The 26,048-nt window shown below is 75.5% G+C and carries 18 protein-coding genes; 11 read left to right on the plus strand and 7 right to left on the minus strand.

The window, feature by feature from the left end; genetic code table 11:
• Positions 1–533, minus strand: a 533-nt coding sequence (locus ABZY91_RS34355; RefSeq protein ID WP_355407172.1) for a substrate-binding domain-containing protein, incomplete at its 3' end; no start/stop codon positions are given.
• Between the two features lie 747 nt (positions 534–1,280).
• On the opposite strand from ABZY91_RS34355, the gene ABZY91_RS34360 reads away from it, so the two are divergent.
• On the plus strand, positions 1,281–2,048 hold the full coding sequence (locus tag ABZY91_RS34360) for a TIM barrel protein (RefSeq protein ID WP_355407174.1): 768 nt from the start codon (positions 1,281–1,283) through the stop codon (positions 2,046–2,048).
• 178 nt (positions 2,049–2,226) lie between these two features.
• Here the strand turns inward: ABZY91_RS34360 and ABZY91_RS34365 are convergent, their stop codons facing one another.
• Positions 2,227–3,297 carry a LacI family DNA-binding transcriptional regulator gene (locus tag ABZY91_RS34365; protein WP_355407176.1) on the minus strand — a complete coding sequence of 357 codons (1,071 nt, stop codon included), beginning with the start codon at positions 3,295–3,297 and terminating at the stop codon, positions 2,227–2,229.
• A gap of 73 nt (positions 3,298–3,370) precedes the next feature.
• Between ABZY91_RS34365 and ABZY91_RS34370 the strand changes: the two genes are divergently transcribed.
• From ABZY91_RS34370 to ABZY91_RS34385, 4 genes are all read left to right on the plus strand, one after another.
• Positions 3,371–4,522 carry a Gfo/Idh/MocA family oxidoreductase gene (locus tag ABZY91_RS34370; RefSeq protein WP_355407178.1) on the plus strand — a complete coding sequence of 384 codons (1,152 nt, stop codon included), beginning with the start codon at positions 3,371–3,373 and terminating at the stop codon, positions 4,520–4,522.
• A gap of 41 nt (positions 4,523–4,563) precedes the next feature.
• The gene (locus ABZY91_RS34375) at positions 4,564–5,673 is read left to right on the plus strand and encodes a dihydrodipicolinate synthase family protein (protein WP_355407199.1); all 1,110 of its coding nucleotides are present in this window, start codon (positions 4,564–4,566) and stop codon (positions 5,671–5,673) included.
• A gap of 164 nt (positions 5,674–5,837) precedes the next feature.
• On the plus strand, positions 5,838–6,719 hold the full coding sequence (locus ABZY91_RS34380; RefSeq protein WP_355407180.1) for a sugar phosphate isomerase/epimerase family protein: 882 nt from the start codon (positions 5,838–5,840) through the stop codon (positions 6,717–6,719).
• Positions 6,716–7,804, plus strand: a complete 1,089-nt coding sequence (locus tag ABZY91_RS34385; protein ID WP_355407182.1) for a glycerate kinase — start codon at positions 6,716–6,718, stop codon at positions 7,802–7,804. The genes ABZY91_RS34380 and ABZY91_RS34385 overlap by 4 nt, the downstream gene beginning before the upstream one ends.
• 550 nt (positions 7,805–8,354) lie before the next feature.
• On the opposite strand, the gene ABZY91_RS34390 is transcribed toward ABZY91_RS34385, so the two are convergent.
• A complete protein-coding gene (locus ABZY91_RS34390) occupies positions 8,355–8,663 on the minus strand; it encodes a DUF4193 domain-containing protein (RefSeq protein ID WP_329880772.1) in 309 nt (102 codons plus the stop codon).
• Positions 8,664–9,121: 458 nt separating this feature from the next.
• Between ABZY91_RS34390 and ABZY91_RS34395 the strand changes: the two genes are divergently transcribed.
• Positions 9,122–10,195, plus strand: a complete 1,074-nt coding sequence (locus tag ABZY91_RS34395) for a phosphotriesterase (RefSeq protein ID WP_355407184.1) — start codon at positions 9,122–9,124, stop codon at positions 10,193–10,195.
• A complete protein-coding gene (locus ABZY91_RS34400) occupies positions 10,192–11,262 on the plus strand; it encodes an aryldialkylphosphatase (RefSeq protein WP_355407186.1) in 1,071 nt (356 codons plus the stop codon). Before ABZY91_RS34395 ends, ABZY91_RS34400 begins: the two co-directional genes overlap by 4 nt.
• A 99-nt stretch (positions 11,263–11,361) precedes the next feature.
• On the opposite strand, the gene ABZY91_RS34405 is transcribed toward ABZY91_RS34400, so the two are convergent.
• From ABZY91_RS34405 to ABZY91_RS34420, 4 genes are all read right to left on the minus strand, one after another.
• Positions 11,362–12,153 carry a shikimate dehydrogenase gene (locus ABZY91_RS34405; RefSeq protein WP_355407188.1) on the minus strand — a complete coding sequence of 264 codons (792 nt, stop codon included), beginning with the start codon at positions 12,151–12,153 and terminating at the stop codon, positions 11,362–11,364.
• A 1-nt stretch (position 12,154) separates the two neighbouring features.
• The gene (locus ABZY91_RS34410) at positions 12,155–13,180 is read right to left on the minus strand and encodes a 3-dehydroquinate synthase family protein (RefSeq protein ID WP_329952333.1); all 1,026 of its coding nucleotides are present in this window, start codon (positions 13,178–13,180) and stop codon (positions 12,155–12,157) included.
• 131 nt (positions 13,181–13,311) lie between these two features.
• The gene (locus tag ABZY91_RS34415) at positions 13,312–14,247 is read right to left on the minus strand and encodes an ROK family protein (protein WP_355407190.1); all 936 of its coding nucleotides are present in this window, start codon (positions 14,245–14,247) and stop codon (positions 13,312–13,314) included.
• Positions 14,247–14,684 carry a type II 3-dehydroquinate dehydratase gene (locus ABZY91_RS34420; RefSeq protein ID WP_355407192.1) on the minus strand — a complete coding sequence of 146 codons (438 nt, stop codon included), beginning with the start codon at positions 14,682–14,684 and terminating at the stop codon, positions 14,247–14,249. The genes ABZY91_RS34415 and ABZY91_RS34420 overlap by 1 nt, the downstream gene beginning before the upstream one ends.
• Before the next feature lie 164 nt (positions 14,685–14,848).
• On the opposite strand from ABZY91_RS34420, the gene ABZY91_RS34425 reads away from it, so the two are divergent.
• The 4 genes from ABZY91_RS34425 to ABZY91_RS34440 all read left to right on the plus strand — a co-directional run.
• Positions 14,849–16,015: a DegT/DnrJ/EryC1/StrS family aminotransferase gene (locus ABZY91_RS34425; protein ID WP_329880784.1), complete on the plus strand. Its 1,167-nt coding sequence runs from the start codon at positions 14,849–14,851 to the stop codon at positions 16,013–16,015.
• A 29-nt stretch (positions 16,016–16,044) separates the two neighbouring features.
• Positions 16,045–17,118: a Gfo/Idh/MocA family oxidoreductase gene (locus ABZY91_RS34430; RefSeq protein ID WP_355407195.1), complete on the plus strand. Its 1,074-nt coding sequence runs from the start codon at positions 16,045–16,047 to the stop codon at positions 17,116–17,118.
• A gap of 187 nt (positions 17,119–17,305) precedes the next feature.
• A complete protein-coding gene (locus ABZY91_RS34435; RefSeq protein WP_329880788.1) occupies positions 17,306–18,010 on the plus strand; it encodes an HAD-IA family hydrolase in 705 nt (234 codons plus the stop codon).
• A gap of 730 nt (positions 18,011–18,740) precedes the next feature.
• The coding region (locus tag ABZY91_RS34440; RefSeq protein ID WP_355407197.1) for an AMP-binding protein at positions 18,741–26,048 on the plus strand (7,308 nt) is incomplete at its 3' end.

Raw genomic sequence — 26,048 nt, forward strand, 5'->3', positions numbered from 1 at the left:
GCGGCCTTCTTGAATTCCTCGGCGGCGCGCTTGCCGACCTCGCCGCCCATCTGGGTGCCGGAGAAGCCGATGCGGGGGACGAGGTTGTCCTTGGCGCAGGCGGAGGGGTCGGGGCCGTTGGTGCAGATCTGGTCGTCGGAGGTGAGGAGGGCGATCTTGGCGTCCTTCGCGGCCTGGACGACCTGGGGTCCGACGGCGGGGTCGGGGACGACGATGACGATGCCGTTGGTCTTCTGCGCGATGGCGGCCTGGACCTCGCTGATGGTCTTGTTGGCGTCGTTGCCGAGGTTCACGACCTTCAGGTCGACGCCGAGTTCGGCGGCCTTGGCCTTGGCTCCGGCGGCCTCGCCGACGAAGTACTCCTGGTCGCCCTGCTTCTGCAGGTAGGTGATCGAGATCTTCCCGTCGACCTTCGCGACGTCGCCGCTGCCGCCGCCCGACTCGTGGCCGTCGGAACAGGCCGTGAGGCCGAGCGAGAGAGCCAGGCCGACCGACACGGCGGCGGAGTTTCGGCGTCTGCGGGCGCTGAACATGGGGGACCCCTTGGATGGGAGAGATGGGGGCTCCGGAAGTCCCGGAGACGACGGGAGGGGCACAGAACGTATCTGAATCGAACATCAATCGAACGCAAATCAACGAACGGAGGCAGGGGGTCGCGGGTCGACCCGCCTGCCAACGTCCGGTGCCGGTCGGATCGGGGTCCGCGCCGTGGGGTGACATGCGGCGGTCCGATCGCGGATTCGAGGCTCGTGGCCTGGTCGGGGTGGGTGGAGTAGCGGTCGCGGAGCCGATCGGCGACCGGGTGGGAGTGGGGGCGGGATCGGGTCTGGTGGATTGTGTGCGGACCCATTGGCTCATGCTGAGCGACCGCTCCGCAGGTCCTAACCGGGAACGGTCCCGTATCGGCACGGTCAACCAGTAGGTGAATGATCCGTAACCCGTCGAGGGGCCGAACTGTCCGTCACGATCGCTCTTCAGAACGAAAAGAGACTGGTCGTCAACCCTTCCGTCGGGTCGTCAGGAGTGAGGACGGTCGGGCTGTCGGTCGGTCGGCCGCAGGGTGGCGGGCGCGACCGGCCGGTGCCGGCGGCCGGGTTCGCGTGCCCCTCGCCGTTCGGAAGTGTTCGTTCCTGTCGGTTCAGTGGTCGGCTGTGACGGCGCCGCTCGGGTCGGCTGCGCTAGGCTCTGCCGGTAACCGCTTTCCTACACCCGGGCCGACCGGCCCGCACACAGCCGGCGGGCGCCTCCGAGGACAGCCCCCGACGCCCCGAGAGGTCGAGATGCGACTGGCACTGAGCACCCTGGGCACACCCGGTCTGTCGCCGGCCGACTCGGTCGGCCTGGCCCGGAGGTTCGGCCTGGACGGGCTGGAACTGCGGCTGCACCCGGACACCGGCGTGCACGCCGGCCTCGGCGCCGCCGAACGGGCTGCCGTCGTCCGGACCCTGGGAACCCTCACCCCGTTCTGCCTGTCCGGGTACGTCCGGATCTGCGAGCCGGGGGACGACGGGCCCGTGATCGAGGCGCTGCGGGCCGACCTGCGCCTCGCGCGGGACCTCGGGGCGGACTTCGTCCGGGTGTTCCCCGGCGGCGGGGACCTCGACGCCGGGGCGCGCAGGCTGTCCGCGGTCGCGGACGAGGGGCCGCGCGTGCTGGTCGAGACGCACGACGCGCTGCCCACCGGCGCCGCCGTCGCGGCGCTCCTGGCGCGTGCGCCGCACGCCGGCGCGATCTGGGACCTGCTGCACCCCTGGCGGCACGGCGAGGAGCCCGCGGAGACCCTGCGGTGGCTCGGGGACCGGCTGGCGTGCGTCCAGATCAAGGACGCCGCCTCGGCCGGCGACACGACGCCCGTCCTCCTCGGGGAGGGGTTCGTCCCGCTGGCCGCCGCGCGCGGGTTGCTCGACGGGTTCGGGGGCTGGGTGTCGCTGGAGTGGGAGCGGACCTGGTACCCGGGGATCCCCCCGGTCGAGGACGTCCTGCCCGGGGCGCTGGACTGGGTCGCGGGCCGGGGCCCGGGCGCCGGGGGTTCCCGCCGCGTGCGGTGAGCCAGCCGGGCGCGTGGGGCACGACGCGCGCCCGGTGCCCGGGCCCCTGGCGGGCGCCGTCCTGTGCGGCACCGTCCGCCGCGGGGCCGTCCGGACCTCGGCGGCGCCGTGCCGTTCCCGTCGCGCCGTTCCCTCGTGCCGTCCCTGCCGTGCCGCCCCCGCCGCGTCGCCGGGGGCCTCACTCCGGGGCCGCGTCGCCTGCCGGTCCGGTGCTGTCGCGTGCCACCAGTGCCACGCCGAGAGGTGCCTGCCGTGCCGGTGAGGCCCCGGCCGCGATCAGCTGGACGGCGCGCTCCCCGGCCTGTTCCAGCGGCAGCCGGACCGTGGTCAGTGACGGCCGGAGGTCCACCGCGAACGGCACGTCGTCGAAGCCGATGACGGAGACCTCGCTCGGGACGGCCCTGCCGAGGTCGTCCTGGAGCGCCGTGAGCACCCCGGCCGCCATGACGTCGTTGAGGGCGAGGACCGCCGTGACGTCGGGTTCGGCGGCGAACAGTCCGAGTGTCGCGTCCCGCCCGCCCGACCGGGTGAAGTCGGTGAACACCACCCTGGTGTCCGGGAGTTCGCCGCCGAGCCGGGACCATGCCGCCCTGATCCCGGCCAGTCGCCGGTGGACGGTCACCAGGTTCGCGGGCCCGGCGACCACGCCGATCCGGCGGTGGCCGAGCCGCCACAGTTCGGTCGCCGCGCGTTCGGCTCCGCCGCCGTGGTCGAGCGGGACGAACGGTTCGATGCCCCGTTCCCCGATGCAGGCGACCCGTCCGCCGTCCGCCCGGAACGCGTCCAGCTCCGCCGCGAACCGCTCCGTGAGTCCGGGGTCGACGACGCCGCTCCCCGCGATCAGCAGGGCCCGGGCCCGTTGGGCCCGCAGGTTCCGCACGTACTCGATCTCCAGCTCCGGGTCGCCGAACGTCGCGGCGATCATGACCATCAGCCGGTGCCGCTTGGCGCCGCGCATCGCGCCGGCGGCGATGGCCCCGAAGTACGGGTCCGCGATGTCGTGCACGAGCAGGCCGACCACGGAGGTCGAGGACCGGGCGAGGGCCTGGGCCGGGGCGTTGGACACGTAGCCGAGGTCGCGGGCGGCGCCCTCCACCTTGCGGCGGAGCTCCTCGCCCACCGTCCGGGGCCCGCCGTGGAGCACCCGCGAGGCCGTGGCGATCGAGACCCCGGCGTGCTCGGCGACGCGCTGGAGGGTCACGGCTCCGGTGGAGCGCTTGGCGCGGGTGGTTGACCTCGGGTTCGGCATGCTCGTAACGTACAGCGCGGTAAGCGCTTACCAAGAATCCCCCGCTCCCGCCCCCAGGCCGAAGGAACCCGCCATGCCCCGCAGAGTCATCGGAATCGTCATGAACGGCGTCACCGGCCGGATGGGCTACCGCCAGCACCTGGTCCGTTCGATCCTCGCCATCCGCGACCAGGGCGGCCTGCCGATCGGCGACGGCGAGGTCCTCTGGCCCGAGCCGATCCTGGTCGGCCGCAGCGCCCACAAGCTCAAGGAACTCGCCGACCGCCACGGCCTCGACCACTGGACCACCTCGCTCGACGAGGCACTCGCCCACCCGCTCGCCGAGATCTACTTCGACGCCCAGGTCACCACCGCCCGCGAGAGCGCGCTGCGCGCGGCGATCGCCGCCGGCAAGCACGTCTACACCGAGAAGCCCACCGCCGAGTCCCTCGACGCGGCCCTCGAACTGGCCGCCCTCGCCCGCACCGCCGGCGTGTGCAACGGCGCCGTGCAGGACAAGCTCTTCCTCCCCGGCCTGCTCAAGCTCAAGCGCCTGCTGGACGGCGGCTTCTTCGGCCGGGTCCTCTCCGTGCGCGGCGAGTTCGGCTACTGGGTCTTCGAGGGCGACTGGCAGGACGCCCAGCGCCCGTCCTGGAACTACCGCGCCGAGGACGGCGGCGGCATGGTCCTCGACATGTTCCCGCACTGGCGCTACGTGCTGGACAACCTCGTCGCCCCCGTCCGCTCCGTCTACGCGCACACCGCCACCCACGTCCCGCAGCGCGTCGACGAGCAGGGCCGGCCGTACCGGGCGACCGCGGACGACGCCGCGTACGGCATCTTCGAACTGGAGGGCGGCATCACCGCCCAGATCAACTCCTCCTGGGCGGTGCGGGTCGACCGCGACGAACTGGTCGAGTTCCAGATCGACGGCACCGAGGGCAGCGCGGTGGCGGGCCTGCGCAACTGCCGCTTCCAGCACCGCGCCGCCACCCCCAAGCCGGTCTGGAACCCGGACCTGCCGGCCACCGAGCCGTTCCGCGACCAGTGGCAGCAGGTCCCGGACAATGGCGAGTTCGACAACGGCTTCAAGATCCAGTGGGAGCTGTTCCTGCGCCACGTGGTCACCGGTTCGGAGTACCGGTGGGACCTCCTGGAGGGCGCCAAGGGCGTCCAGCTCGCCGAACTCGGCCTGCGCTCCGCCCGCGAGGGCCGCCGCCTCGACGTCCCCGCCCTGGAGATCTGATGCCCACCCACCTCGACCTGCCCGGCCTCGGCCGCCACCGGATGTCCGAGCCCGCCCCGCTGCCCGCCGCCACGACGCCCGTGACCTCCCGCGTCGTGTACGCCGCCGCCCACGTCGTCGCCGACCCGCTCGGCCCCAACGCCCCCGGTGCACCCGCCGCCGTCGACTGGGACACCACCCTCGCCTTCCGCCGCCACCTGTGGTCCCTGGGCCTCGGCGTCGCCGACGCCATGGACACCGCCCAGCGCGGCATGGGCCTCGACTGGCCGGCCACCCGCGAGCTGATCACCCGCTCCGGCGCCGAGGCCCGCGCCACCGGCGGACGGCTCGCCTGCGGCGTCGGCACCGACCAGCTCGCCCCCGGCACCCACACCCTCGACACGATCACCGCGGCGTACGAGGAACAGCTCGCCGTCGTCGAGGACGCCGGCGCCCGGCCGATCCTCATGGCCAGCCGCGCCCTCGCCCGCACCGCCCGGGGAGCCGACGACTACCTCCGGGTCTACGGGGACCTGATAGCCCGGTCCGCCCGCCCGGTGATCCTGCACTGGCTGGGCGAGATGTTCGACCCGGCCCTGACCGGCTACTGGGGCTCACCCGACCTCGACACCGCCACCGGCACCGTCCTGACCCTGATCGCGAGCGCCCCCGACCGGATCGACGGCATCAAGGTCTCCCTGCTGGACGCCGACCGCGAGATCGCGCTGCGCCGCGCCCTTCCCTCCGGGGTGCGCCTCTACACCGGCGACGACTTCAACTACCCGGCCCTGATCCGCGGCGACGAACTCGGCCACAGCGACGCCCTGCTGGGCGTCTTCGACCCCATCGCCCCGGTCGCCGCGGCCGCGCTGCGCGCCCTGGACGCCGGCGATCTCGACCGCTACGACGCCCTGTTCGCGCCGACCCTGCCGCTCGCCCGGCACCTGTTCGCCGCGCCGACCTACCACTACAAGACCGGCATCGTCCTCCTCGCCTGGCTCGCCGGCCACCAGGACCACTTCACCATGGTCGGCGGCGCCCAGGCGGCCCGGTCGGTGCCGCACCTCGTGGAACTGTTCCGGCTCGCCGACACGGCGGGCGTCCTGCCCGATCCGGAGCTCGCCGCCGACCGCATGCGGCGCTTCCTCTCCGTGGCGGTCGGCACCCGCTGACCGGCCCCGCTGACCGGCGTCCGCAACCCCCGGGACCGGGCCCGGCACTTCCCCGGAAGGCCGTCCCGCGCCCGATCGGCCGTCCCGCGCCCGATCGGCCGTCCCTCGCCCCGAGGGGCGGCCACCCGCCCTCCCCGCCCCCCGCACGGAAGGATCCCGGCACCGTGACCGGACCCTCGCCCCTGTCGCACGACCCGCGCGTCTCCCGCGACCCGCGCCTGTCGCGGCTCTCGCTCAACCAGATCACCACCAAGCAGTGGACCCTCCCCGAGGCCGTCCGGGGCTGCGTGGACGCCGGCATCCCGGCGATCGGCCTCTGGCGGGACAAGGTCGCCGACACCGGCCTCGCCCGCTCCGCCAAACTCTGCCGGGACGCCGGCCTCGCCGTCAGCAGCCTCTGCCGCGGCGGCTTCCTCACCGCCACCGACCCCCACGAGCGGCGCGCCGCCCTCGCCGACAACCTCCAGGCCGTCGAGGAAGCCGCCGAACTCGGCACCGACACCCTGGTCATGGTCGTCGGCGGCCTGCCCGCCGGCAGCCGCGACCTCGCCGGCGCCCGCACCGCCGTCGCCGACATGATCGCCGAACTCGCGCCCCACGCAGGGGACTTCGGTGTCCGACTCGCCCTCGAACCGCTGCACCCGATGTTCTGCGCCGACCGGGCCGTCCTCTCCACCCTCGGCCAGGCCCTCGACCTCGCCGAACCGCACCCCGCGACCCAGGTCGGCGTGGTCGTCGACAGCTACCACGTCTGGTGGGACCCCCAGCTCCCCGCCCAGATCGAACGCGCCGGCCGGACCGGGCGGATCGCCTCCTACCAGGTCTGCGACTGGACCCTGCCGCTCCCCGCCGACGCCCTGCTCGGCCGCGGCCACGTCGGCGACGGCCACATCGACTTCCGCACCCTCACCGACCAGGTCACCGCCGCCGGCCACACCGGCTGGATCGAGGTCGAGATCTTCAACCAGCAGATCTGGGACACCCCCGGCGAGCAGACCCTGCAGACCCTCGTCGAACGCCACCTCGCCCACGTGGCCCGACCGTGAGAGTCCTCCTCGCGCCCGACTCCTTCAAAGGCACCGTCACCGCCGCCGACGCCGCCCGGGCCCTGGCCGACGGCTGGCACTCCGTCCGCCCCGACGACGACCTCCTGCCCCTGCCGATGGCCGACGGCGGCGAAGGCACCCTCGACGCGGTGACCGCCGCCCACCCCGCCGCCACCGTTCACGACGTCCCCCGCTGCACCGGACCGGACGGCACGCCCGTCACCGGCCGCTACGCCCTCCTCCCGGACGGCACCGCCCTCGTCGAGCTCGCCACCGCCAGCGGCCTCCCCCTCCTCGGCGGCAGGCTCGCCCCCCTCACCGCCACCACCCGCGGAACCGGCGAGGCGATCGCCGCCGCCCTGGACGCCGGCGCCACCGCACTGACCGTGGCTCTCGGCGGCTCCGCCTCCACCGACGGCGGGGCCGGACTCCTCGCCGCCCTGGGGCTGCGCGTCACCGCCCGCTCCGGAGCCCGACTGCCCGACGGCGGCGGCGCCCTCGCCACCGCCGGACACCTCGACACCCGGCGACTGCGCCCCGCCCCGCCCGGCGGTGTCCGCCTGCTCACCGACGTCACCAACCCGCTGCTCGGCCCGCACGGGGCAGCAGCCGTCTACGGGCCGCAGAAAGGCGCCGGACCGGCCGAGACCGCCCTCCTGGAACGCGGCCTGCGCCGGTACGCCGACCTCCTCGGCGGCGACCCCGACCGGCCGGGGGCCGGCGCCGCAGGCGGCACCGCGTACGGGCTCGCCACCGTCTGGAACGCCCGCATCGAACCCGGCGCGGCAGCTCTCGCGGACCTCCTCGGGCTCGACGCCGCCCTCGCCGCGGCCGACCTCGTCATCACCGGCGAGGGCCGCTTCGACGCCACCAGCCTGCTCGGCAAGGCGGTCGGCGAGGTGATCACCCGCGCCGATCGCGCGGCCGTCCCCGTCCACGTGGTCGCCGGCGACTCCACCGACGCCCGCGCGCTCACCCTGGTCGCGCTCGCCGGCGACACCGCCGACGCCTGCCGCCGGGCCACCCACTGGCTGCACCGGGCCGGCGCGCACCTGGCCCGTACCGCCGGTGCGGCAGGCGGTTGAAGCGGTCACCGCGCCCGCTGCGTACGTGCCCCGGGGGACCAGGCCCGGAGCGCCGGGCCCGCGGCCCCTCCCGACACCGACCGCGCCGCCGGGGCGGTCGGTGTCGGGCCCACGCCCGCGCCGGCGACCGGCCCGCCCTCGTCGACACCGGCGACCCGGCCAACTGGCCTGCCCTCGACGGGATCAGGCTCCACCGTCGCGCTCCGAGGCCCACGACTGCGACGAGGCCGACACCCGCTCGCGCTCACCGGAGGCCGCCACGTCGAGGCGGGCGAGCGGGGCCGAACAGCCCTCCGGCAGGCGTTCTCGGGCGACGGCTCGTCGGCGCAGGCGTCGTTGCCGGCCGTGGAGGGCCGTGGAGGGCCGTGGAGGGCTGTGGGCGGCTGTGGGGGCTTCCGACCCCGTCGGTCGCGAAGTCCCGTATCAATCAGGCGAGTTGATCGGTGGTGCACCGACGATCCCGGTGATGTCCTCCACCCGGACCGGGACCGTTCGGAGGTGCGGCGGATCGCTGACGGTCACTTCGTTCCGCAGGCTCGACGCCCCTCGGTCACTCGTCGGCGGGCGAGCAGTCCAGACAGACCGGCCGTCCGCCCTCCTCGCCCGCGAAGCGGCTTCGGTGGTGGACCATGAAGCACCGCGAACACGTGAACTCGTCCCCTTGTACGGGCACCACCCGGACCGTGAGCTCCTCCCCGGAGAGATCGGCCCCCGGCAGTTCCACGGACTCCGCCTCCTCCGACACGTCGACGTCGGACGCGTTGCTCGACCGGGCGGCACGCTGCCTCTTGAGCTCCTCGACGCTTTCCACCTCCTCCTCGTCACTGTTCGTACGCGGGGCGTCGTAGTCGGTTGCCACTGCTGCACCTTCCGTCACGTCGGGGCCGGCACATGCGGACACCGGTTCTGGGTTTGCGACGCCATCACTATGGACCCTCGTACGGATCTCAGCCACTGGAGTCCCGCGTGTTGGCCGCGAATGCGCTCTTTCGCGGCGTCCGGACCGCCGGCCGGCCGCCTTCGCCGGTTCCCCCGCCACGGCTTCGGGTCGACGGGGGACCGGCGGGCCCGCAGCTCCGTGACGCGACGTGCAACTCGACTGTGGGGGCGGCGTATTCGAGTTGGCCGTGTGGGATCCAGCGGGCGAGGTGGTGGCCGCGGGTGAGTCGGGTGCCGCCGAGCAGGGCTCTCCGGTGACGCCGGGGGCGGGGTTGCCGGAGTGCCGCATCCGGTCGAGGGGGCCGATGATGCCGCCGTGGGGGGCGATGCCCACAGAAAGATATACGATGACCTATCTCATCCACTATGCTGCGTCGCGTGCCCAACTCCGAGCCCGTACACACGACGACGGCCGACCGAGCGCCGCAAGGAGTGGTCGTCACCGTTGCCGGTGAGATCGCACCGGACGCCCTCGGCGCGGTGCTACCCCGCGAACACCTCCTGGGGGACTTCACCTCCCCGGCCGGCCGCGCGAGCCGCCGACCGCCCTACCGGACGCAGTTCTACCGGGCCCCGCTGACCATGGCGTCGCTCGGCGAAATCGCCCTGGGCGCTCCCAACCGGGACAACCTGCTGCTCGACGACCGGGACGTGGCGGTGGCCGAGGCCGCGGCCCTCCGCAGCGCCGGCGGCGGCACCCTGGTGGACGTCACCACCCCCGATCTCGGCCGCGACCCGGCGGGGCTCCGCCGCATCGCCGAGGCATCGGGCCTGCACGTCGTCATGGGAGCCGGGCGCCACCACCCCGCGCGTACCGACGGGTCCCGCGACGCCGAGCCCCTCGTCGAGGAGATCGTCCGGGACCTCACCGAGGGCGTGGACGGCGTGCGGGCGGGCGTCATCGGCGCGTTGGCCGCGCTCGACCCCGCCGACGCCGCCGAGCGCGCCGTCCTGGTGGCGGCCGCGCGGGCGTCGGCGGCCACGGGCGCACCGGTCTCGCTCACCCGCTCCGCCGACCCCGTCGTCCAGCAGCGCGTGCTCGACCTGCTGGCCGAGGAGGGCGCGGACCTCGCACGGGTCGCCGTGGGCCACTGCGATCCGCTGTCGCCCCACCCCGACGACCTCGAACCGCTGCTCGCGCGCGGGGTGTTCGTCCAGTTCGACCGGCTCGGTCTGCTGCCCTCGGTGCACAGCGTGTCCGACGACCAGGACGTCGCCGCCGCGGTGCTCGACCTCGCCCGCCGGGGCCGCGCCGGGCAGGTGCTGCTGTCGCAGGGCGTCTGCGCCAAGGCGCAGCTGCTCGCCCACGGGGGCGGCGGATACGGCTTCGTCCTGCGGCAGTTCGCGCCGTACCTGCGGATGGTCGGCGCCGACGACGCTCTCGTGGAGACCCTCACCGTGCGGAACCCCCGCCGCTTCCTCACCACCCCGGCCCGGAGGGCAGACTCGTGAGCCGCTACCCCTTCGAGATTCCCGACCTCGCCGGCCGGGTCCTCACCGTCGCCGGGCCCGTCGACCCGTCGGTGCTCGGCACCACGCTCATGCACGAACACCTCTTCGTGGACCTGCGGCGCCCGCCCGGCGCCCGGCGGCCGGGCGAGGACGCCCCGGAGGCCGCCGAGCCGCTCACCCTCGCCAACCTCGCCCGCACCCGGCACGGGGCGCCGAACGCCGACAACGACGTCCTGGACGACCCGGAGGAGATCCTCCGCGAGGTGCTGGCCTTCGCCGAGGCCGGCGGGTCCACCATCGTCGAGGTGTCCCCGATCGGCCTGGGGCGGGACCCGCTCGCGCTGCTGCGGCTGTCGCGCGCCGGCGGGCTCCACGTCGTCATGGGCGGTGGCTGGTACACCACGGCCTTCCACCCGGCCGACATGGCCGCTCGCACCGTCGACGAACTCGCCGACGTCCTCGTGCGGGACGTCGTGCTCGGGGCCGACGGCACCGGCGTCCGCTCGGGCGTCATCGGCGAGATCGGCGCGGAGAGCGTGCCGCTGACCGACGGCGAGCTCAAGAGCGTGCGCGCGAGCGGACGCGCCTCCAGGATCACCGGAGCCCCCGTGACCTTCCACGTCGGCGGTGTCGGCGAGGACAGGTTCCGGGTGCTCGACATCCTGGAGGAGGAGGGCGTGGCCCCGTCGAACGTGGTGCTGGGCCACGCGGCGGACGTCCTCGCGGACCCGGCCTTCGGTGAACGGCTGCTCGCCCGGGGCGTGTTCGTCGAGTTCGACTTCCTGGCCTCGCCCGGCAGCCCGTGGGGGCACCTCGTCCTGATGAGCGATCACAAGACCGCGCGCGGGATCGCCGGCCTCGTCGACCGGGGCTACGCGGGGCAGATCGTCCTCGGCCACGACGTGTGCCAGAAGATCCAGCTGAAGAAGTACGGCGGCAAGGGGTTCGACTACATCCCGCGCCACTTCCTGCCCGCGCTCCGCCGGCTGGGGGTGGGGGAGGAGGCCCTCCACGCGATCATGGTCGACAATCCGGCCCGCGCGCTCGCCTTCGCGAAACCGCAGTGAGCGGGGCCGGGCCCGGGGGCCGGACCGGGGGCCCGGGGTCGGCCACCGGCCCCGGGGAGTCCCCCGTCCCCCCGCCGTCGGGCGCCCCGGGCGGGCGGATCAGGCGGGGAGGCGGAAGAAGGTGCGGTAGAGGGGGAGTTGCTGGTCCAGCATGTGGATGCCGGGGTGGGTGGGACGGCCGAGAGCGGCGGCGGCCCGCAGGAGCGGCGTCTCGGCGGGGGTCATGATGATGTCGGCGACGAGCGCGGTCGGGGGGAGCAGCGCCGGGTCGAACGGGAGGGGGTCGGCCGGGTCGAGGCCGAGCGGGGTGGCGTTGACGGCGAGGTCCGTGGACGCGCCCACGGCGGCGGCCGCGGCGACGCGGTCGGGCCACCGGGCGCCGAGCCGCTCCAGGAGGGCGTCGAGGCGGCCCCGGTCCGGATCGGTGACGGTGAGCGAGGCCGCTCCCCCGGCGAGCAGGGCGGCGGCGATGGCGAGCCCCGCGCCGCCGGCGCCGGCCAGGGCGACGCGGAGCCCGGCGGGGTCGTGACCCCGGGCGGCGAGGCCGCGGACGAACCCCGCACCGTCGAAGTTGTCGCCGTACCAGCGGCCGTCCGGCTCCCGGCGCAGGGCGTTGGTGCTGCCCAGGAGGGTGGCGGTGTCGCTGAGTTCGTCGGCGTGCGCGCACATGGCCAGCTTGTGCGGGACGGTCACCAGCAGCCCGTCGAGGTTGGCCGTCGCCTTGAGCCCGCGCACGACGTCGTCGAGCCGGTCCGCCGGGGCGTGCACGGGGACGAGTACGGCGTCCACGCCGCTCTCGGCGAAGAGCGGGTTGAGCAGGGCGGGCGCCTTGGCCTGGGCGATCGGGTCGCCGAGGACGGCGAACAGCCGGGTGCGGCCGGAGATCGACACGTCAGACCCCCTCGGCGCGGGCGCGCGGCATGGCGTCCAGGGTGCGGGCGACGAGCGGTTCGGGGACGTCGCGGACGAGTTCGGCGCCGTGCGGGCCGTCGAGGACGAACGAGAGGCCGTCGACGGCCTTCTTGTCCAGCCGCATCAGGGCGATCAGTTCGCCGGTGACGACCTCCGGCGGCAGGGCGGTGGGCAGCCCGTAGTGGGCGACCACGTCGTGGTGCTCGGCGACCCGTTCGGGGCGGATCCGCCCGAGCGCGCCGGCCAGCCGGCCCGCGAAGACCGTGCCGACGGCGACCGCCTCGCCGTGCCGCAGCCGGAAGTCGGTGGCGCGTTCGAGGGCGTGGCCCAGGGTGTGGCCGTAGTTGAGGATGTGCCGCAGCCCGGCGTCGCGTTCGTCGGCGGCCACCACGGCGGCCTTCCGGGCGATGCTCGCGGCGATCTGTTCCTCCAGCGGCAGGTGGCGCAGGTCCCCGGCGCCGATGAAGTGGCAACGGGCGATCTCCCCGTAGCCGTTGATCCGTTCGCGCGGGGGCAGGGTGGCGAGGTAGTCAGTGTCGCAGAGGACGGCGGAGGGCTGCCAGTAGGCGCCCACGAGGTTCTTGCCCTCCGGGAGGTTGACGGCGGTCTTGCCGCCGACGCTGGCGTCGACCTGGGCCAGCAGCGACGTGGGCAGGTGCACCACGGGCACGCCCCGGTGGTAGAGCGCGGCGGCGAGCCCGACCGCGTCCGTCGTGGTGCCGCCGCCGCAGGAGACGACGGCGTCCGCCCGGCCCAGGCCGAACGCGGTGAAGCGGCTGCACAGTTCGGCGACCCAGGCGAGGGACTTGCCCTCCTCGCCGTCCTTCGCGGCGATCACCAGGGTGTCGAGACCGGTGTCGGGCAGCCACTCGGGGGGCCGGGCGCTCACCACGGCGACCCGGCGGGCGCCGATCCCCGCGAGGACGCCGGCCAGCCGGTGGCGGGCGCCGGGGCCGATGAGGACCGGGTAGCCGCGTTCGCCCAGCTCCACGTCGATGCGCCGCAGCCCGCCGTCCTCGCGGACCCGGCCGCCGTGGGTGCCGGGCGTGCCGTGGGCGCCGGGGGCGCCCGGGTCAGCCCCCCGGTCCGGGTCCGGGTCCGTGTCCGGATGCGGGCGGTCCGCCGTCCCTGTCGTGGTCAACTCGGCTCTCCCAGTGGTTGTCGGCGCGCCAGCGCGACGGCGCCGTGCAGTGAGGACAGCCCGCCGAGCGCGGCGGGGCGGATCGCGGGGGCGGGGCCGCCCGGGCGGGCCAGTGCGGCGGCGTGGGCCTCCACCCGCGCGGCGAAGCCGGGCAGTCCGTCGGCGAAACCGCCGCCCACCACGGTCAGTTCGGGGTGGAACAGCTCGGCGAGCGACACCGCCGCCGCCGCCAGTGCGGAGCACGTCTCCTCGACGGCCTCCTCCGCCCAGGGCTCGCCCCCGGCGAGCGCGGCCCGCAGCTCGGCGAACCCGACGGGCGCGCCGCGCAGCAGCGCCGCGCGCCGCAGGGTGGCGGGACCGGAGGCGGTGGCCTGGAGGCAGCCGTGGCGCCCGCAGTCGCAGCGCGGACCCCCGCGGTCGACGATCAGGTGCCCCGCCTCGCAGGATCCGCGCGACGGCCCGGGCAGGGGCGCGCCCCGGTGGACGACGCCGCCGCCGACGCCCGTCCCGACGCCCAGGTAGACGAGGTGGTCGCGCCCGGCGTGCACGGCCTCGGCGAGCGCGGCGAGGTCGCCGTCGTCCGCCCAGCCGACGGTGGCGGCGGGGAAGAGCTCCCGCAGGGCCGGGGCGAGGCCGAAGTCCTCCCAGCCGGGGCGTCCCGGCCAGGCGAGGACCCGGCCGTCCGGACCGACGGTGGCGGGCATCGCGACCCCGACCGCGGCGAAGTCGCCGCCCCACCGCTCGCGCAGCCGGGCGACCGCGTCGGCCAGCGCGGTCCAGTCGGCGGCAGCCCCCCGCGCCTCGGGCCAGGGCAGGACGGCCTCCTCCGTGCGGACCGGCCCGCCGGGCGCGCCGCCCTCGGCGCGCAGCGCCACCTTCGTCCCGCCGACGTCGATGCCGAGCAGGCCCCGGGCGGCGGTCGCGGCGCCCATCAGGACTCCGGCACCTTGGCCAGCAGCGCCTGGGCGGCGAGACGGTAGCCGAGCGAGCCGAGGCCGACGATCACGCCCGAGGCGAGCGGCGCCAGCACCGACTCGTGCCGGAAGCTCTCGCGCGCCCAGACGTTCGACAGGTGCACCTCGACGAAGGGCCGCGGGTAGGCGGCCAGCGCGTCGCGCAGGCTCCAGCCGGCGATCATCAGCGCGCCCGGGTTCACGATCGCCCCGACGGTGTCGTACGAGTCCTGCACCGCCTCGATCAGCTGTCCCTCGGACTCGCGCTGGACGGAGGTGACCTTCCAGCCCCGGCCGGCCACCTCGGCGGCCACGGCCGCCTCGATGTCCGCCAGGGTGTCGGTGCCGTAGACCTCCGGCTCGCGGCGGCCGAGAATCCCGAGATTGGGACCGTTCAGCAATAGCAGTTCGCTCATATTCCGGTTATAGCAGTGTGTGCCTCACCGGAACGCGGAACCCGGTCCCCGTGATGCAGGACAAGGGCTTTGTAGGGGGGTGTGTAGGGGAGGTGACGGGCTCGCTTTTCCTGGGTTAGCGTGCCGTTCCACGGTCCCCCCGAAACGAAAGGCTGCGCGGAATTATGAGCGCCAAAGGACGTCCGGCCCCGGAGTTCCCGGTCTGGCCGCAGTTTGACGAGGCCGAGCGCGAAGGACTGATCAGGGCCCTGGAGCAGGGCCAGTGGTGGCGCATGGGCGGCAAGGAGGTCGACACCTTCGAGCAGGAGTTCGCCGACTACCACGGTGCCGAGCGCGCGCTCGCCGTCACCAACGGCACCCACGCGCTGGAGGTCGCCCTCCAGGTGCTGGGCGTGGGCCCGGGCAGCGAGGTCATCGTGCCCGCCTTCACCTTCATCTCCTCCTCGCAGGCCGCCCAGCGGCTCGGCGCCGTCGCGGTGCCGGTCGACGTCGACCTCGACACCTACAACCTGAGCCCCGAGGCGGCGGCCGCCGCGATCACCCCGCGGACCCGGGCGATCATGCCCGTCCACATCGCCGGCCAGATCGCCGACATGGACGCCCTCGGCAAGCTGTCCGCCGACACCGGCGTGCCGATCGTGCAGGACGCCGCGCACGCCCACGGCGCCCGCTGGCAGGGCCGCCGGGTCGGCGAGCTCGGCTCCATCGCCGCGTTCAGCTTCCAGAACGGCAAGCTGATGACGGCCGGCGAGGGCGGCGCCGTCACCTTCCCCGAGACCGCGCAGTACGAGGAGGCGTTCCTGCGGCACAGCTGCGGCCGGCCCCCGACGGACCGGAAGTACTTCCACCAGACCTCCGGCTCCAACTTCCGGCTGAACGAGTTCTCCGCGAGCGTGCTGCGCGCCCAGCTCGCCCGCCTCGACGGCCAGATCGCCGTCCGGGAGGAGCGCTCCAAGCTGCTCAGGAGCCTGCTGGAGGAGATCCCCGGTGTGGTGCCGCAGGGCCGCGACGAGCGCGCCGACCGCGTCCCGCACTACATGGCGATGTTCCGGGTGCCCGGCCTGAGCGAGGAGCGGCGCGACGCGCTGGTGGACGACCTGATCGCCCGCGGCCTGCCCGCCTTCGTCGTCTTCCGCGCGATCTACCGCTCGGACGGCTTCTGGGAGACGGCCGCGCCCGACTTCACCGTCGACGAGCTGGCCCGGGCCTGCCCCAACAGCGAGGCGCTCACCACCGAGGGCATCTGGCTGCACCACCGCACCCTGCTCGCCGGGGAGCAGCAGATCGAGGACGCCGCCCAGATCATCTCCGACGCCCTGGCCGCGGTGTGAGCGCGGCACCGCGGGATCCGGGAGCGCCGGTGCGGGTGGCCGTCGTCGGCCTCGGCTGGGCGGGCCGCACGATCTGGCTGCCCCGCCTGGCGGCGCACCCGGCGTTCCGGGTCACCGCCGTCGTCGAGCCGGGCCCCGTCGGGGCGGAGCACGTCCCGGAGGGCGCCGAACTCCTCGCCGACGCCGACCTGCTCGGCCCGGACGTGGACCTCGCCGTCGTCGCGGTGCCCAACCACCTGCACACCCCGGTCGCCGAACGGCTGCTGGCCCGCGGCATCCCGGTGTTCCTGGAGAAGCCGGTCTGCCTCAGCGCCGCCGAGGCCGACCGGCTGGCCGCCGCCGAGCGGGCGGGCGGGGCCGTCCTGCTGGCGGGCAGCGCCGCCCGCTACCGGGAGGACGTCTCCGCCCTCATCGAGGTGGCGGCGGAGATCGGCCCGATCCGACACGTGGACCTCGCGTGGGTCCGCGCCAGCGGCGTCCCCGACGCCGGCGGCTGGTTCACCAGCCGCCGGCACTCCGGGGGCGGCGCGCTGGTCGACCTCGGCTGGCACCTGCTCGACACCGCCGCGACCGTGCTCGGCGGCCCGGTCCGGTTCCTGGACGTGCTCGGCTCGGTCTCCGCCGACTTCGTCAACGACGGCGCGCGGAGCGCCGGCTGGCGCGGCACGGAGGGACCGGACGGCGAGGGCGACGTCGAGGACACCGCCCGGGGCTTCCTCACCACCGACACCGGTGTCTCGGTGGCGGTACGGGCGAGCTGGGCCTCGCACGAGCCCGTCGACACCACCCGGATCACCGTGGAGGGAGCCACCGGCTCCGCCACCCTGGTCTGCACCTTCGGTTTCAGCCCCAACCGCCGCGTCCCGCGGCTCACCCGGACCCGCGACGGCGTCACCACCGACGTCCCGCTGCACGGCGAGTCCGTCGGCGCCGAGTACGTGCGCCAGCTCGACGCCCTGCCCGCCCTGCTCGCCGACCCGGCCTCGCGCGGCGCGGCCGTGACCCAGGCCCACTACACGATCTCGGTCATCGAACGGCTCTACGCGGGGGCCCGCGCCCCACGGCCGCGGCTCGCCGACGAGGCCACCGCGCTCGCCGTCTGACCGGCGCCGAGCGGCCGGCACCGGTCCGCCGACACCGAGCCGTCGGCACCGGTCCGCCGGCACCGACCCACCGGAGCCGCCCCACGCCCCGGCCCCCGGGGGGGCCGTGCCCACCCCGCCGGTCCGCGCGGGCCGGGGCGTCAGGCCCGGTCACCCGTCCGGGCCGCCCACTTCCCATGGAGACCCCATGCCGAGCAACCAGCCCGCAGCCACCGCCCCCGACGCCCGCGCGCTCGCCGCGTTCTCCCCGGTCCGCGCGGTGGTCTTCGACCTCGACGGCGTCATCGTCGACAGCTTCGACGTGATGCGCCGGGCGTTCCTGACCGCCTACGACGAGGTGGTCGGCGACGGCCGGCCGCCGTTCGAGGAGTACTGCCGCCACCTGGGCCGCTACTTCCCCGACATCATGCGCATCATGGGGCTGCCCCTCGAACTGGAGGAGCCCTTCGTCCGGGAGAGTTATCGCCTCGCCCACCAGGTCACCGTGCACGAGGGAGTGCGCGAACTGCTCGCCGAACTCAACCGGCGCGGCATCCGGCTGGCGGTGGCCACCGGGAAGAGCGGCCCCCGGGCCCGCTCGCTGCTCGACCAGCTCGGCCTGCTGCACCACTTCGACCACGTGCTCGGCTCCGACGAGGTCGCCCGGGCCAAGCCCGCCCCCGACATCGTGCTGCGCGCCCTGGAGCTGCTGCGCCTCCCGGCCGGGCAGGCCGTCATGATCGGTGACGCCGTGACCGACCTGGCGAGCGCCCGGGGCGCCGGGGTCGGCGCGATAGCCGCCCTGTGGGGGGAGACCGACGAGCCGGCGCTCCTCGCGGAGCGGCCCGACGCCGTGCTGCGCCGCCCCGACGAACTGCTCGCCCTACTGCCCGAACCCGCCCCGGCCCACTGACACCCGCCCGCTGGCACCCGCCCGCTGGCACCCGCCCAATGGCCTCGGCCCACCGACCCCGGCCCGACGGGGCGGGTCCCCGGTGAGCAGGCCCGCAGAACAGACCCCGCCGAGCCCGTCCGCCGGACTCGGCCGCCGGACCCGGCGCCCGCCGAGCGCCGGACCCGCCGGACCCGGAACCCCTCCGGGTCCGGTCCGCCGACCGGCGGTCCGTCCACCGGTCCCGGCGGGGCCCGGCCGACGGTGGCCCGCCCTCGTCCCCGTCCCCGGCCAGGCCCCGCCGAGGCTCCCTCCCGGCCCGGACCGCCCACCCGCCCCGCCGAGCGCAGGCTCGGCGGGGCGGCGTCGTTCCCGGCCACCCGGACACCCGCGGCCCCGCGGCCCGCCTCCGCCGCCGTCGCCCGGTGCCCCCCGCCGTCCCCCGGCGCCCGCCTACGCCCGCCCGCCGCCCGCGTGGCCGCTGCGAATAGGGACCGTATAGGGGGTCGGATAGGGGCGGCCCGAGGCCCCCGCCGGACGAGACTGTGACGGGCGGGAATTCGCGTACGGCCTCCCAGGACCGGCCGCGCGGCAATTCACCGCCCCCTTTTCCGAGAAGTAATCCGGCTTTCGTCAGCCCGCCCGTTCCGCCCGGCGGAAAACGGAAATCCCCGCACCATTCCCGGCCCCGTCCGGCCGGAACACACCGGGGTACCCGCACCCGACCGACCCGACGTAAGGAAGTGACGGCATGTTGCGCACCGAGCTGATCCGGCCGCTGCCCGAACTGCTGGCCGAGCACGCCCGCGACAGCTCGGACAAGACCGCGTTCCGCGACGCGGTCCGAGGCGTGACCTACGCCGAGCTCCACGACCGCACCGGCCGGATCGCCGGACACCTCGCCGACCTGCGCCTCCAACCGGGCGACCGGGCGGCGATCCTGCTCGGCAACAGCGTCGAGGTCGTGGAGAGCTACTTCGGCGTGCTCCGGGCCGGTGCCATCGCCGTCCCGCTCAACCCGCACGCCACCGAGACCGAGCTCGCCCACCTCCTCGACGACAGCGGCGCCCGCGTGGTGATCACCGACGCGGCCCGGGCCGGCGCCCTGGAGGCCCTCGCGCGCGGCCGGGCCGACCTGCGGGTGATCGTGACCGGCGACGGCCCCGTCCCGGCCGGCGCCCTCTCCTTCGAGACCCTCGCCACCACCGCGCCCGCCACCCCCGCGCGCGACGACCTCGGGCTGGACGACCCCGCCTGGATGCTCTACACCTCCGGCACCACCGGCCGCCCCAAGGGCGTCCTCTCCACCCAGCGCAACTGCCTCTGGTCGGTCGCCGCCTGCTACGTGCCCGTACCCGGCCTCAGCGCCGAGGACCGGGTGGTGTGGCCGCTGCCGCTCTTCCACAGCCTCTCCCACATCGCGTGCGTGCTGAGCGTCACCGCGGTCGGCGCCACCGCCCGCATCCTCGACGGGTTCGCCGCGCAGGACGTCCTGGAGGCCGTGCGCGAGGAGTCCGCGACCTTCCTGGCGGGCGTGCCCACCATGTACCAGCAACTGGTGCGCGCCGCCCGCGAGGACGGCTTCTCCGCGCCGGCCCTGCGGATGTGCCTGGTCGGCGGCGCCATGACGACCGCCGCGCTGCGCCGCTCCTTCGAGGAGGCGTTCGGCGCGCCGCTCATCGACGCCTACGGGTCCACCGAGACCTGCGGCTCGATCACCGTCAACTGGCCCACCGGCGCCCGGGTCGAGGGCTCCTGCGGCCTGCCCGTGCCCGGCCTCGGCGTGCGGCTCGTCGACGTCGAGACCGGCCTCGACGCCGCCGACGGCGAGGAGGGCGAGGTCTGGGTGCGCGGCCCGAGCGTCATGCTCGGCTACCACAACCAGCCCGAGGCCACCGAGCAGGCGCTGCGCGGCGGTTGGTACCACACCGGGGACCTCGCCCGCCGCGACGAATCCGGCTACTTCACCATCACCGGCCGGATCAAGGAACTCATCATCCGCGGCGGGGAGAACATCCACCCGGCCGAGGTCGAGGAGGTGCTGCGCGGCGTCGCCGGTGTCGCGGACGTCGCCGTCGTCGGCAAGCCCCACGAGGTACTGGGCGAGGTCCCGGTGGCCTTCCTGGTGCCCGGCCCCGGCGGCCTCGACCCGGAGGCCCTGCTGGCCGCCTGCCGGGAACGGCTCTCGTACTTCAAGGTCCCCGAGGAGCTGTACGAGACCGACCGCATCCCGCGGACCGCCTCCGGCAAGATCACCCGTCACGTCCTGCTCGACGCGCCCGCCCGGCTCCGGGCCGCCGGCGGCAGCCACTACGAGCACCTGTTCCGCGTCGACTGGCTGCCGCTCTCCTCCGTCCCCGGTGCCCGCCCGGCCACCAGCACCTGGGCCGTGCTCGGCACGGACGGCTTCGGCCTGGGTGACGCCCTCGGCGCCGGCGCCGCGCACCGCGACCCCGCCTCGCTGGCCGCCGCCGACCCGCTCCCCGACGTCGCCCTGCTCGGCTGCGGCGCGGGCCTGCGCAAGCCCGGTCCGCTCGCCGCCGACGTCGAGGACGCCGTGCGGCGGCTCGACCGGCAGCTCGAAGCCTGGCTCGCCGAGGAGCGGCTGTCCGACACCCGGCTCGTCGTCGTCACCCGCGGCGCCGTCGCCGACGGCGCCACCGACCTCGTCCAGGCCCCGCTCTGGGGCGTGGTCCGCGCCGCCCAGGCCGAGCACCCCGGCCGGTTCGTCCTCGTCGACCTCGACGCCGAGGAGACCGCCGCCGCCGCGCTGGCCGACGCCGTCGCCTCCGGCGAGCCGCAACTCGTCATCCGCTCCGGAGTCCCGCTGAGGCCGCGCGCCGCCCGGGTGTCGGCCGCGCTCGCCCACGGCGAGCCCCCGGCCCGCTTCGACCCGCGCCGCGCCGTGCTGGTCACCGGTGCCGACGGGGCGACCGCCGCCGCCGTCGCCCGCCACCTCGTCTCCGGGCGGGGCGTGCGCCGCGTCCTGCTGACCAGCACCCACGGCCCCGACGACCGGGCCGCCGCCGAACTCGCCGCCCGGCTCACCGAATCGGGCGCCGACGTCACCCTCACCGCCGTCGACCCCGCCGACCGCGACGCCCTCGCCGCCTACGTCGCGGCCCCCGGCGTCCGCTTCAATGCCGTCGTCCACACCCCCGGCGCCGCGTTCCCCGGGCTCGCGGCCACCCTCGCCGCGGCGATCAACCTGCACGACCTGACCGCCGCCGCGGACCTCTCCGCCTTCGTGGTGTACACGCCCGCCGCCGGCCTGCTCGGCGCGCCCGGCGCCGACGGGGAGGCCGCCGCGGCGGCGTTCCTCGACGCGCTCGTCCGCCACCGGGTCCAGCGCGGCCTGCCCGGCCTCGCCCTCGGCACCGGTCCCGCCGACGGCGACGGGCGGACGGTGCCGCCGGGCCTCGGCCGGCTCACCGCCCAGGAGAGCGCGGCGGCGTTCGACGCCGCCCACCTGGCCGACCACACCTCGCTCCTGCTGCTCCGGCTCGACGCGGAGGGGCTGGACGCCCTCGCCCCGCCGGACGTTCCGGCCCTGCTGCGCGACCTCATCGACGCCCCGGCCGGTCCGCGCACCCCCGACAGCGCGACCGCCGCCGCACTGCGCCGCCGCCTGTCCGGCCGGTCCGCCGCCGACCGGCAGCGGGACCTGCTCGACCTCGTTCTCGCGGAGACCGCCCAGCTCGCCTCCGACCGCCCGGACGCGATCCGGCCCGACGGCCCGTTCAAGGACCTCGGTTTCACCTCCGCCACCGCCGTCGACCTGCGCGGGCGTCTCACCGCGGCCACCGGCCTGCGGCTCCCCGCCACCCTCGCCTTCGACCACCCCACCCCGACCGCTGTCGCGGCCTTCCTCCTCACCGTGCTGACCGGCAAGCCCGCCGCCGTCCGGCCCGTCCCCGTGCCGCGCACCGCGCCGCCGGCCGACGACCCCGTCGTCATCGTCGGGGCGGCCTGCCGGCTGCCCGGCGGCGTCGGCTCCCCGGCCGACCTGTGGCGGCTGGTCAGCGAGGGCACCGACGCGATCACCCCGTTCCCCCGTGACCGGGGGTGGGACCTCGACGCCCTCTACGACCCGGACCCGACCGTCCCCGGCACCTCCTACGCGCGCCACGGCGGTTTCCTGCACGACGCCGGCGAGTTCGACGCCGCCTTCTTCGGGATCTCGCCGCGTGAGGCGCTGGCGACGGATCCGCAGCAGCGGTTGCTGCTGGAGACGTCCTGGGAGCTGCTGGAGCGGGCGGGCATCGACCCGACGTCGCTGAAGGGGCAGCCGGTCGGCGTGTACGCCGGTCTGATGTACCACGACTACGCGACCGACCTCGCCGAGGTCCCCGACGGGCTGGAGGGCTACCTCGGCACGGGCAACGCCGGTTCGGTGGCGTCTGGCCGCATCTCCTACACCCTCGGGCTGGAGGGTCCGTCGGTGACGGTGGACACGGCCTGCTCGTCCTCGCTGGTGGCGCTGCACCTGGCCGCGCAGGCGTTGCGTGACGGGGAGTGCACGCTGGCGCTGGCCGGCGGTGTCGCCGTCATGGCCCGGCCCACCTCCTTCGTCGAGTTCTCCCGCCAGCGTGCGCTGTCGGCCGACGGCCGGGCCAGGGCCTACGCGGACGCGGCCGACGGCACCGCCTGGGCCGAGGGCGTGGGCCTGGTGCTGCTGGAGCGGCTGTCGGACGCGCGGCGGCTGGGTCACGAGGTGCTGGCCGTGGTGCGGGGCTCGGCGGTCAACCAGGACGGTGCGTCGAACGGTCTGACGGCGCCGAACGGTCCCTCGCAGGAGCGGGTGATCCTCGCGGCGCTCGCCGACGCCCGGCTGGGCGTGGCGGACGTCGACGCGGTGGAGGGTCACGGGACGGGGACGTCGCTGGGTGATCCGATCGAGGCGCAGGCGGTGCTGGCCACGTACGGGCAGGGTCGTCCGGCGGAGCAGCCGGTGTGGCTGGGTTCGTTGAAGTCGAACATCGGGCATGCGCAGGCGGCTGCCGGGGTCGCGGGTGTGATCAAGATGGTGGAGGCGTTGCGGCACGGTGTGCTGCCGAAGAGTCTGCACATCGACGCGCCGAGTTCGAAGGTGGACTGGGAGTCGGGTGCGGTCGCGTTGTTGACGGAGGAGCGGGAGTGGCCGGAGGTGGACCGGCCGCGCCGGGCCGCCGTGTCGTCCTTCGGCGTGAGCGGCACCAACGCCCACGTCATCCTCGAACAGGCCCCCGTCCAGGAGGCCCCCGCCGAGTTCGACGCCGGGTCCGTCACACCGGTGCCCTGGCTGTTCTCCGCCCGGACCACCGAGGCGCTGAGCGAACAGGCCGAGCGACTCGCGGAGTTCGCGGATTCCCGGACCGCCGCCGAGGCGCCGGCCGTCGCCCGCACGCTCGCCTCCTCCCGTGCCGCGCTGGAGCGGCGGGCCGTCGTGGTCGCCGTCGATCAGGCGCAGGCGCTGACCGGACTGCGGGCGCTGTCCTCCGGCGAGGCTGTGCCCGGGTTGGTGGCGGGCCGTGCGGAGGTGGCGGGCCGGTCGGTGTTCGTGTTCCCGGGTCAGGGTTCGCAGTGGGTGGGGATGGGGCGGCGGTTGCTGGCGGAGTCTCCGGTGTTCGCGCGGGCTCTGGCGGAGGTGGAGGGTGCGCTGAAGCCTTATGTGGACTGGTCGTTGGTGGATGTGGTGAATCAGGTGCCGGGTGCCGCCTCGCTGGAGCGGGTGGACGTGGTGCAGCCGGTGTCGTTCGCCGTGATGGTGGGTCTGGCGCGGGTGTGGGGTTCGCTGGGTGTGGTGCCGGACGCGGTGGTGGGGCATTCGCAGGGTGAGATCGCGGCGGCGCATGTCGCGGGGGTCTTGTCGCTGGAGGACGCCGCCGCCGTGGTGGCGCTGCGTTCGCAGGCGATCGCGCGGGGTCTGGCGGGTCGTGGCGGCATGGTGTCCGTCGCGCTGCCGGCCGCCGAGGTGGCTGACGGTCTGCCGGCCGGTGTGGAGGTGGCGGCCGTGAACGGGCCGTCGTCGGTGGTGGTGGCCGGTGACCCGGTGGGGCTGGACACGCTGGTGGCCGGCTTTGAGGAGCGGGGTGTGCGGGTTCGGCGGGTGCCGGTGGACTACGCCTCGCACACCGCGCACGTCGAGTCGATCGAGGAGGAACTGGCCGGGTTGCTGGCCGGGGTGAAGCCGCAGGCGGCGAGGGTGCCGTTCCTGTCGACGGTGGAGGGCCGGTGGCTGGAGGGTCCCGAGCTGGACGGCGGGTACTGGTACCGCAACCTGCGGCAGACCGTCCGCTTCGCCGGGGCGGTGGACACGCTCGCCGCCGAGGGGTTCCGGGCGTTCGTCGAGGTGAGCGCGCACCCGGTGCTGGCGCACAGTCTGGTGGAGGCGCTGGAGGAGGCGGTCCAGGCTCCGACGGTGGTCACGGGGACGCTGCGGCGTGAGGACGGTGCGTGGGACCGGGTCCTGCTCTCGGCCGCGGAGCTGTACGTCCGCGGGGTCGGGGTGGACTGGTCGGCGGCGTTCGTCGACGCCGGCACGCTCCGGCCCTCCGAACTCCCCACCTACCCCTTCCAGCACGAGCACTACTGGCTCCGGCCCGGCCGCGCCGCGGGTGACCTCGCGGCCGTCGGCCTGGACAAGGCAGGCCACCCGCTGCTGGAAGCCGGGCTGCTGCTCGGCTCCGAGGAGGGCGCCGTCTTCACCGGCCGGATCACCGAACGCACCCTGCCCTGGCTGGTCGACCACCGGGTCGGCGGCGCGACCCTGCTGCCCGGCACCGCGCTGCTGGACGCGCTGGTGCACGTCGGGCACCGGCTCGGCGCGCCCACGGTCGAGGAACTGACCATATCCGCCCCGATCGTCGTCCCCGAGGGCGGCGGCATCGACCTCCAGGTCCACGTCGGCGAGGCCGAGGACGGCCGCCGCGCCGTCCGGCTGCTCACCCGGACCGGCCCCGGCCTGCCGTGGAGCGGGAACGCCACCGGCACGCTCGCCCCCGAGGGCCCGGAGCCCGCCGCCGCCGAGGAACTGACGGCCTGGCCGCCCGCCGGGGCCCGCCCGCTCGACCTCGACGGCCTCTACGACCGGCTCACCGTCGCCTACGGCCCCGCGTTCCACGCGGTCGAGGCCGCCTGGCTCGCCGACGGTCGCCTCTACGCCCAGCTCCGCCTCCCCGAGGCCGTGACCGACGCGGCCGCGTACGGGCTGCACCCGGCCCTGCTGGACGCCGCCCTGCACCCGCTCGGCGAGGCCGGCTTCTTCCCCGGCGCCGCCGTGCCGCGGCTCGCCTTCTCCTGGGCCGGGGTGCGCCTGCACGCCGCCGGGGCCGAGGTCCTGCGGGTCGTCGTCGCCGCCTCCGGGCCCGACACCCTCTCCATCCGGGCCGCCGACGAGACCGGCGCACCCGTCGTCGACGTCGAGGCCCTCACCGTGCGGCCGGTGGACCCGAGCAGCCTGGGCGCCGCCTCCGACGCGGCCCTGTTCGAGGTCGACTGGGTCCCGGCACCCGAAGCGACACCTGAAGCGGAACCTGAAGCGACATCCGGAGCGGCTGACGGGACGGCCGCCGAGGCGACCCCCGCCGGCACGGCCTGGGTGCTCCACGACGAACTGCCCGCCGACGGACCGCTGCCGCCCCTCGTCGTGCTGCCCGCCGGACTCGGCGTGCCGACCGACGGTGTCCCCGAGCGCGCCCACGCCGTCGGCCACGACGTCCTGCGGGCCCTCCAGTCCTGGCTGGCGGACGAACGGACGGCCGACTCCCGGCTCGTCGTCGTCACCCGGCAGGGGGAGCTCGCCCAGGAGCCCGTCCGGGGCCTGGTGCGGACCGCGCAGTCGGAGAACCCGGGCCGCTTCGTCCTCGTGGAGGGCGACGACCCGGCAGCCGCCGCCGAGGCGGTGGCCGCCACGGCGGACGAGCCGCAGATCGCGGTGCGCGACGGGCGGCGACTCGTCGCCCGGCTGCGCCGCGCGGCGCAGCCGGCCCCCCCGGTGCCGGCCCCCCGGGGGGGGGGCCCCCGCCGGGTGACCCGCGGCACCCGGGGGCGCCGCCGCCAGGTGGGCCCCCCCCACGCG

The sequence above is a fragment of the Kitasatospora sp. NPDC002965 genome (assembly GCF_040611255.1).
Classification (GTDB): domain Bacteria; phylum Actinomycetota; class Actinomycetes; order Streptomycetales; family Streptomycetaceae; genus Kitasatospora.

Coding starts and splice junctions, on each gene's coding strand:
- ABZY91_RS34365 (WP_355407176.1), bottom strand. CDS start 3,297: ATGCCGAACCCGAGGTCAACCACCCGCGCCAAGCGCTCCACCGGAGCC.
- ABZY91_RS34435 (WP_329880788.1), top strand. CDS start 17,306: ATGCCGAGCAACCAGCCCGCAGCCACCGCCCCCGACGCCCGCGCGCTC.
- ABZY91_RS34360 (WP_355407174.1), top strand. CDS start 1,281: ATGCGACTGGCACTGAGCACCCTGGGCACACCCGGTCTGTCGCCGGCC.
- ABZY91_RS34375 (WP_355407199.1), top strand. CDS start 4,564: ATGTCCGAGCCCGCCCCGCTGCCCGCCGCCACGACGCCCGTGACCTCC.
- ABZY91_RS34415 (WP_355407190.1), bottom strand. CDS start 14,247: ATGGGCGCCGCGACCGCCGCCCGGGGCCTGCTCGGCATCGACGTCGGC.
- ABZY91_RS34420 (WP_355407192.1), bottom strand. CDS start 14,684: ATGAGCGAACTGCTATTGCTGAACGGTCCCAATCTCGGGATTCTCGGC.
- ABZY91_RS34425 (WP_329880784.1), top strand. CDS start 14,849: ATGAGCGCCAAAGGACGTCCGGCCCCGGAGTTCCCGGTCTGGCCGCAG.
- ABZY91_RS34370 (WP_355407178.1), top strand. CDS start 3,371: ATGCCCCGCAGAGTCATCGGAATCGTCATGAACGGCGTCACCGGCCGG.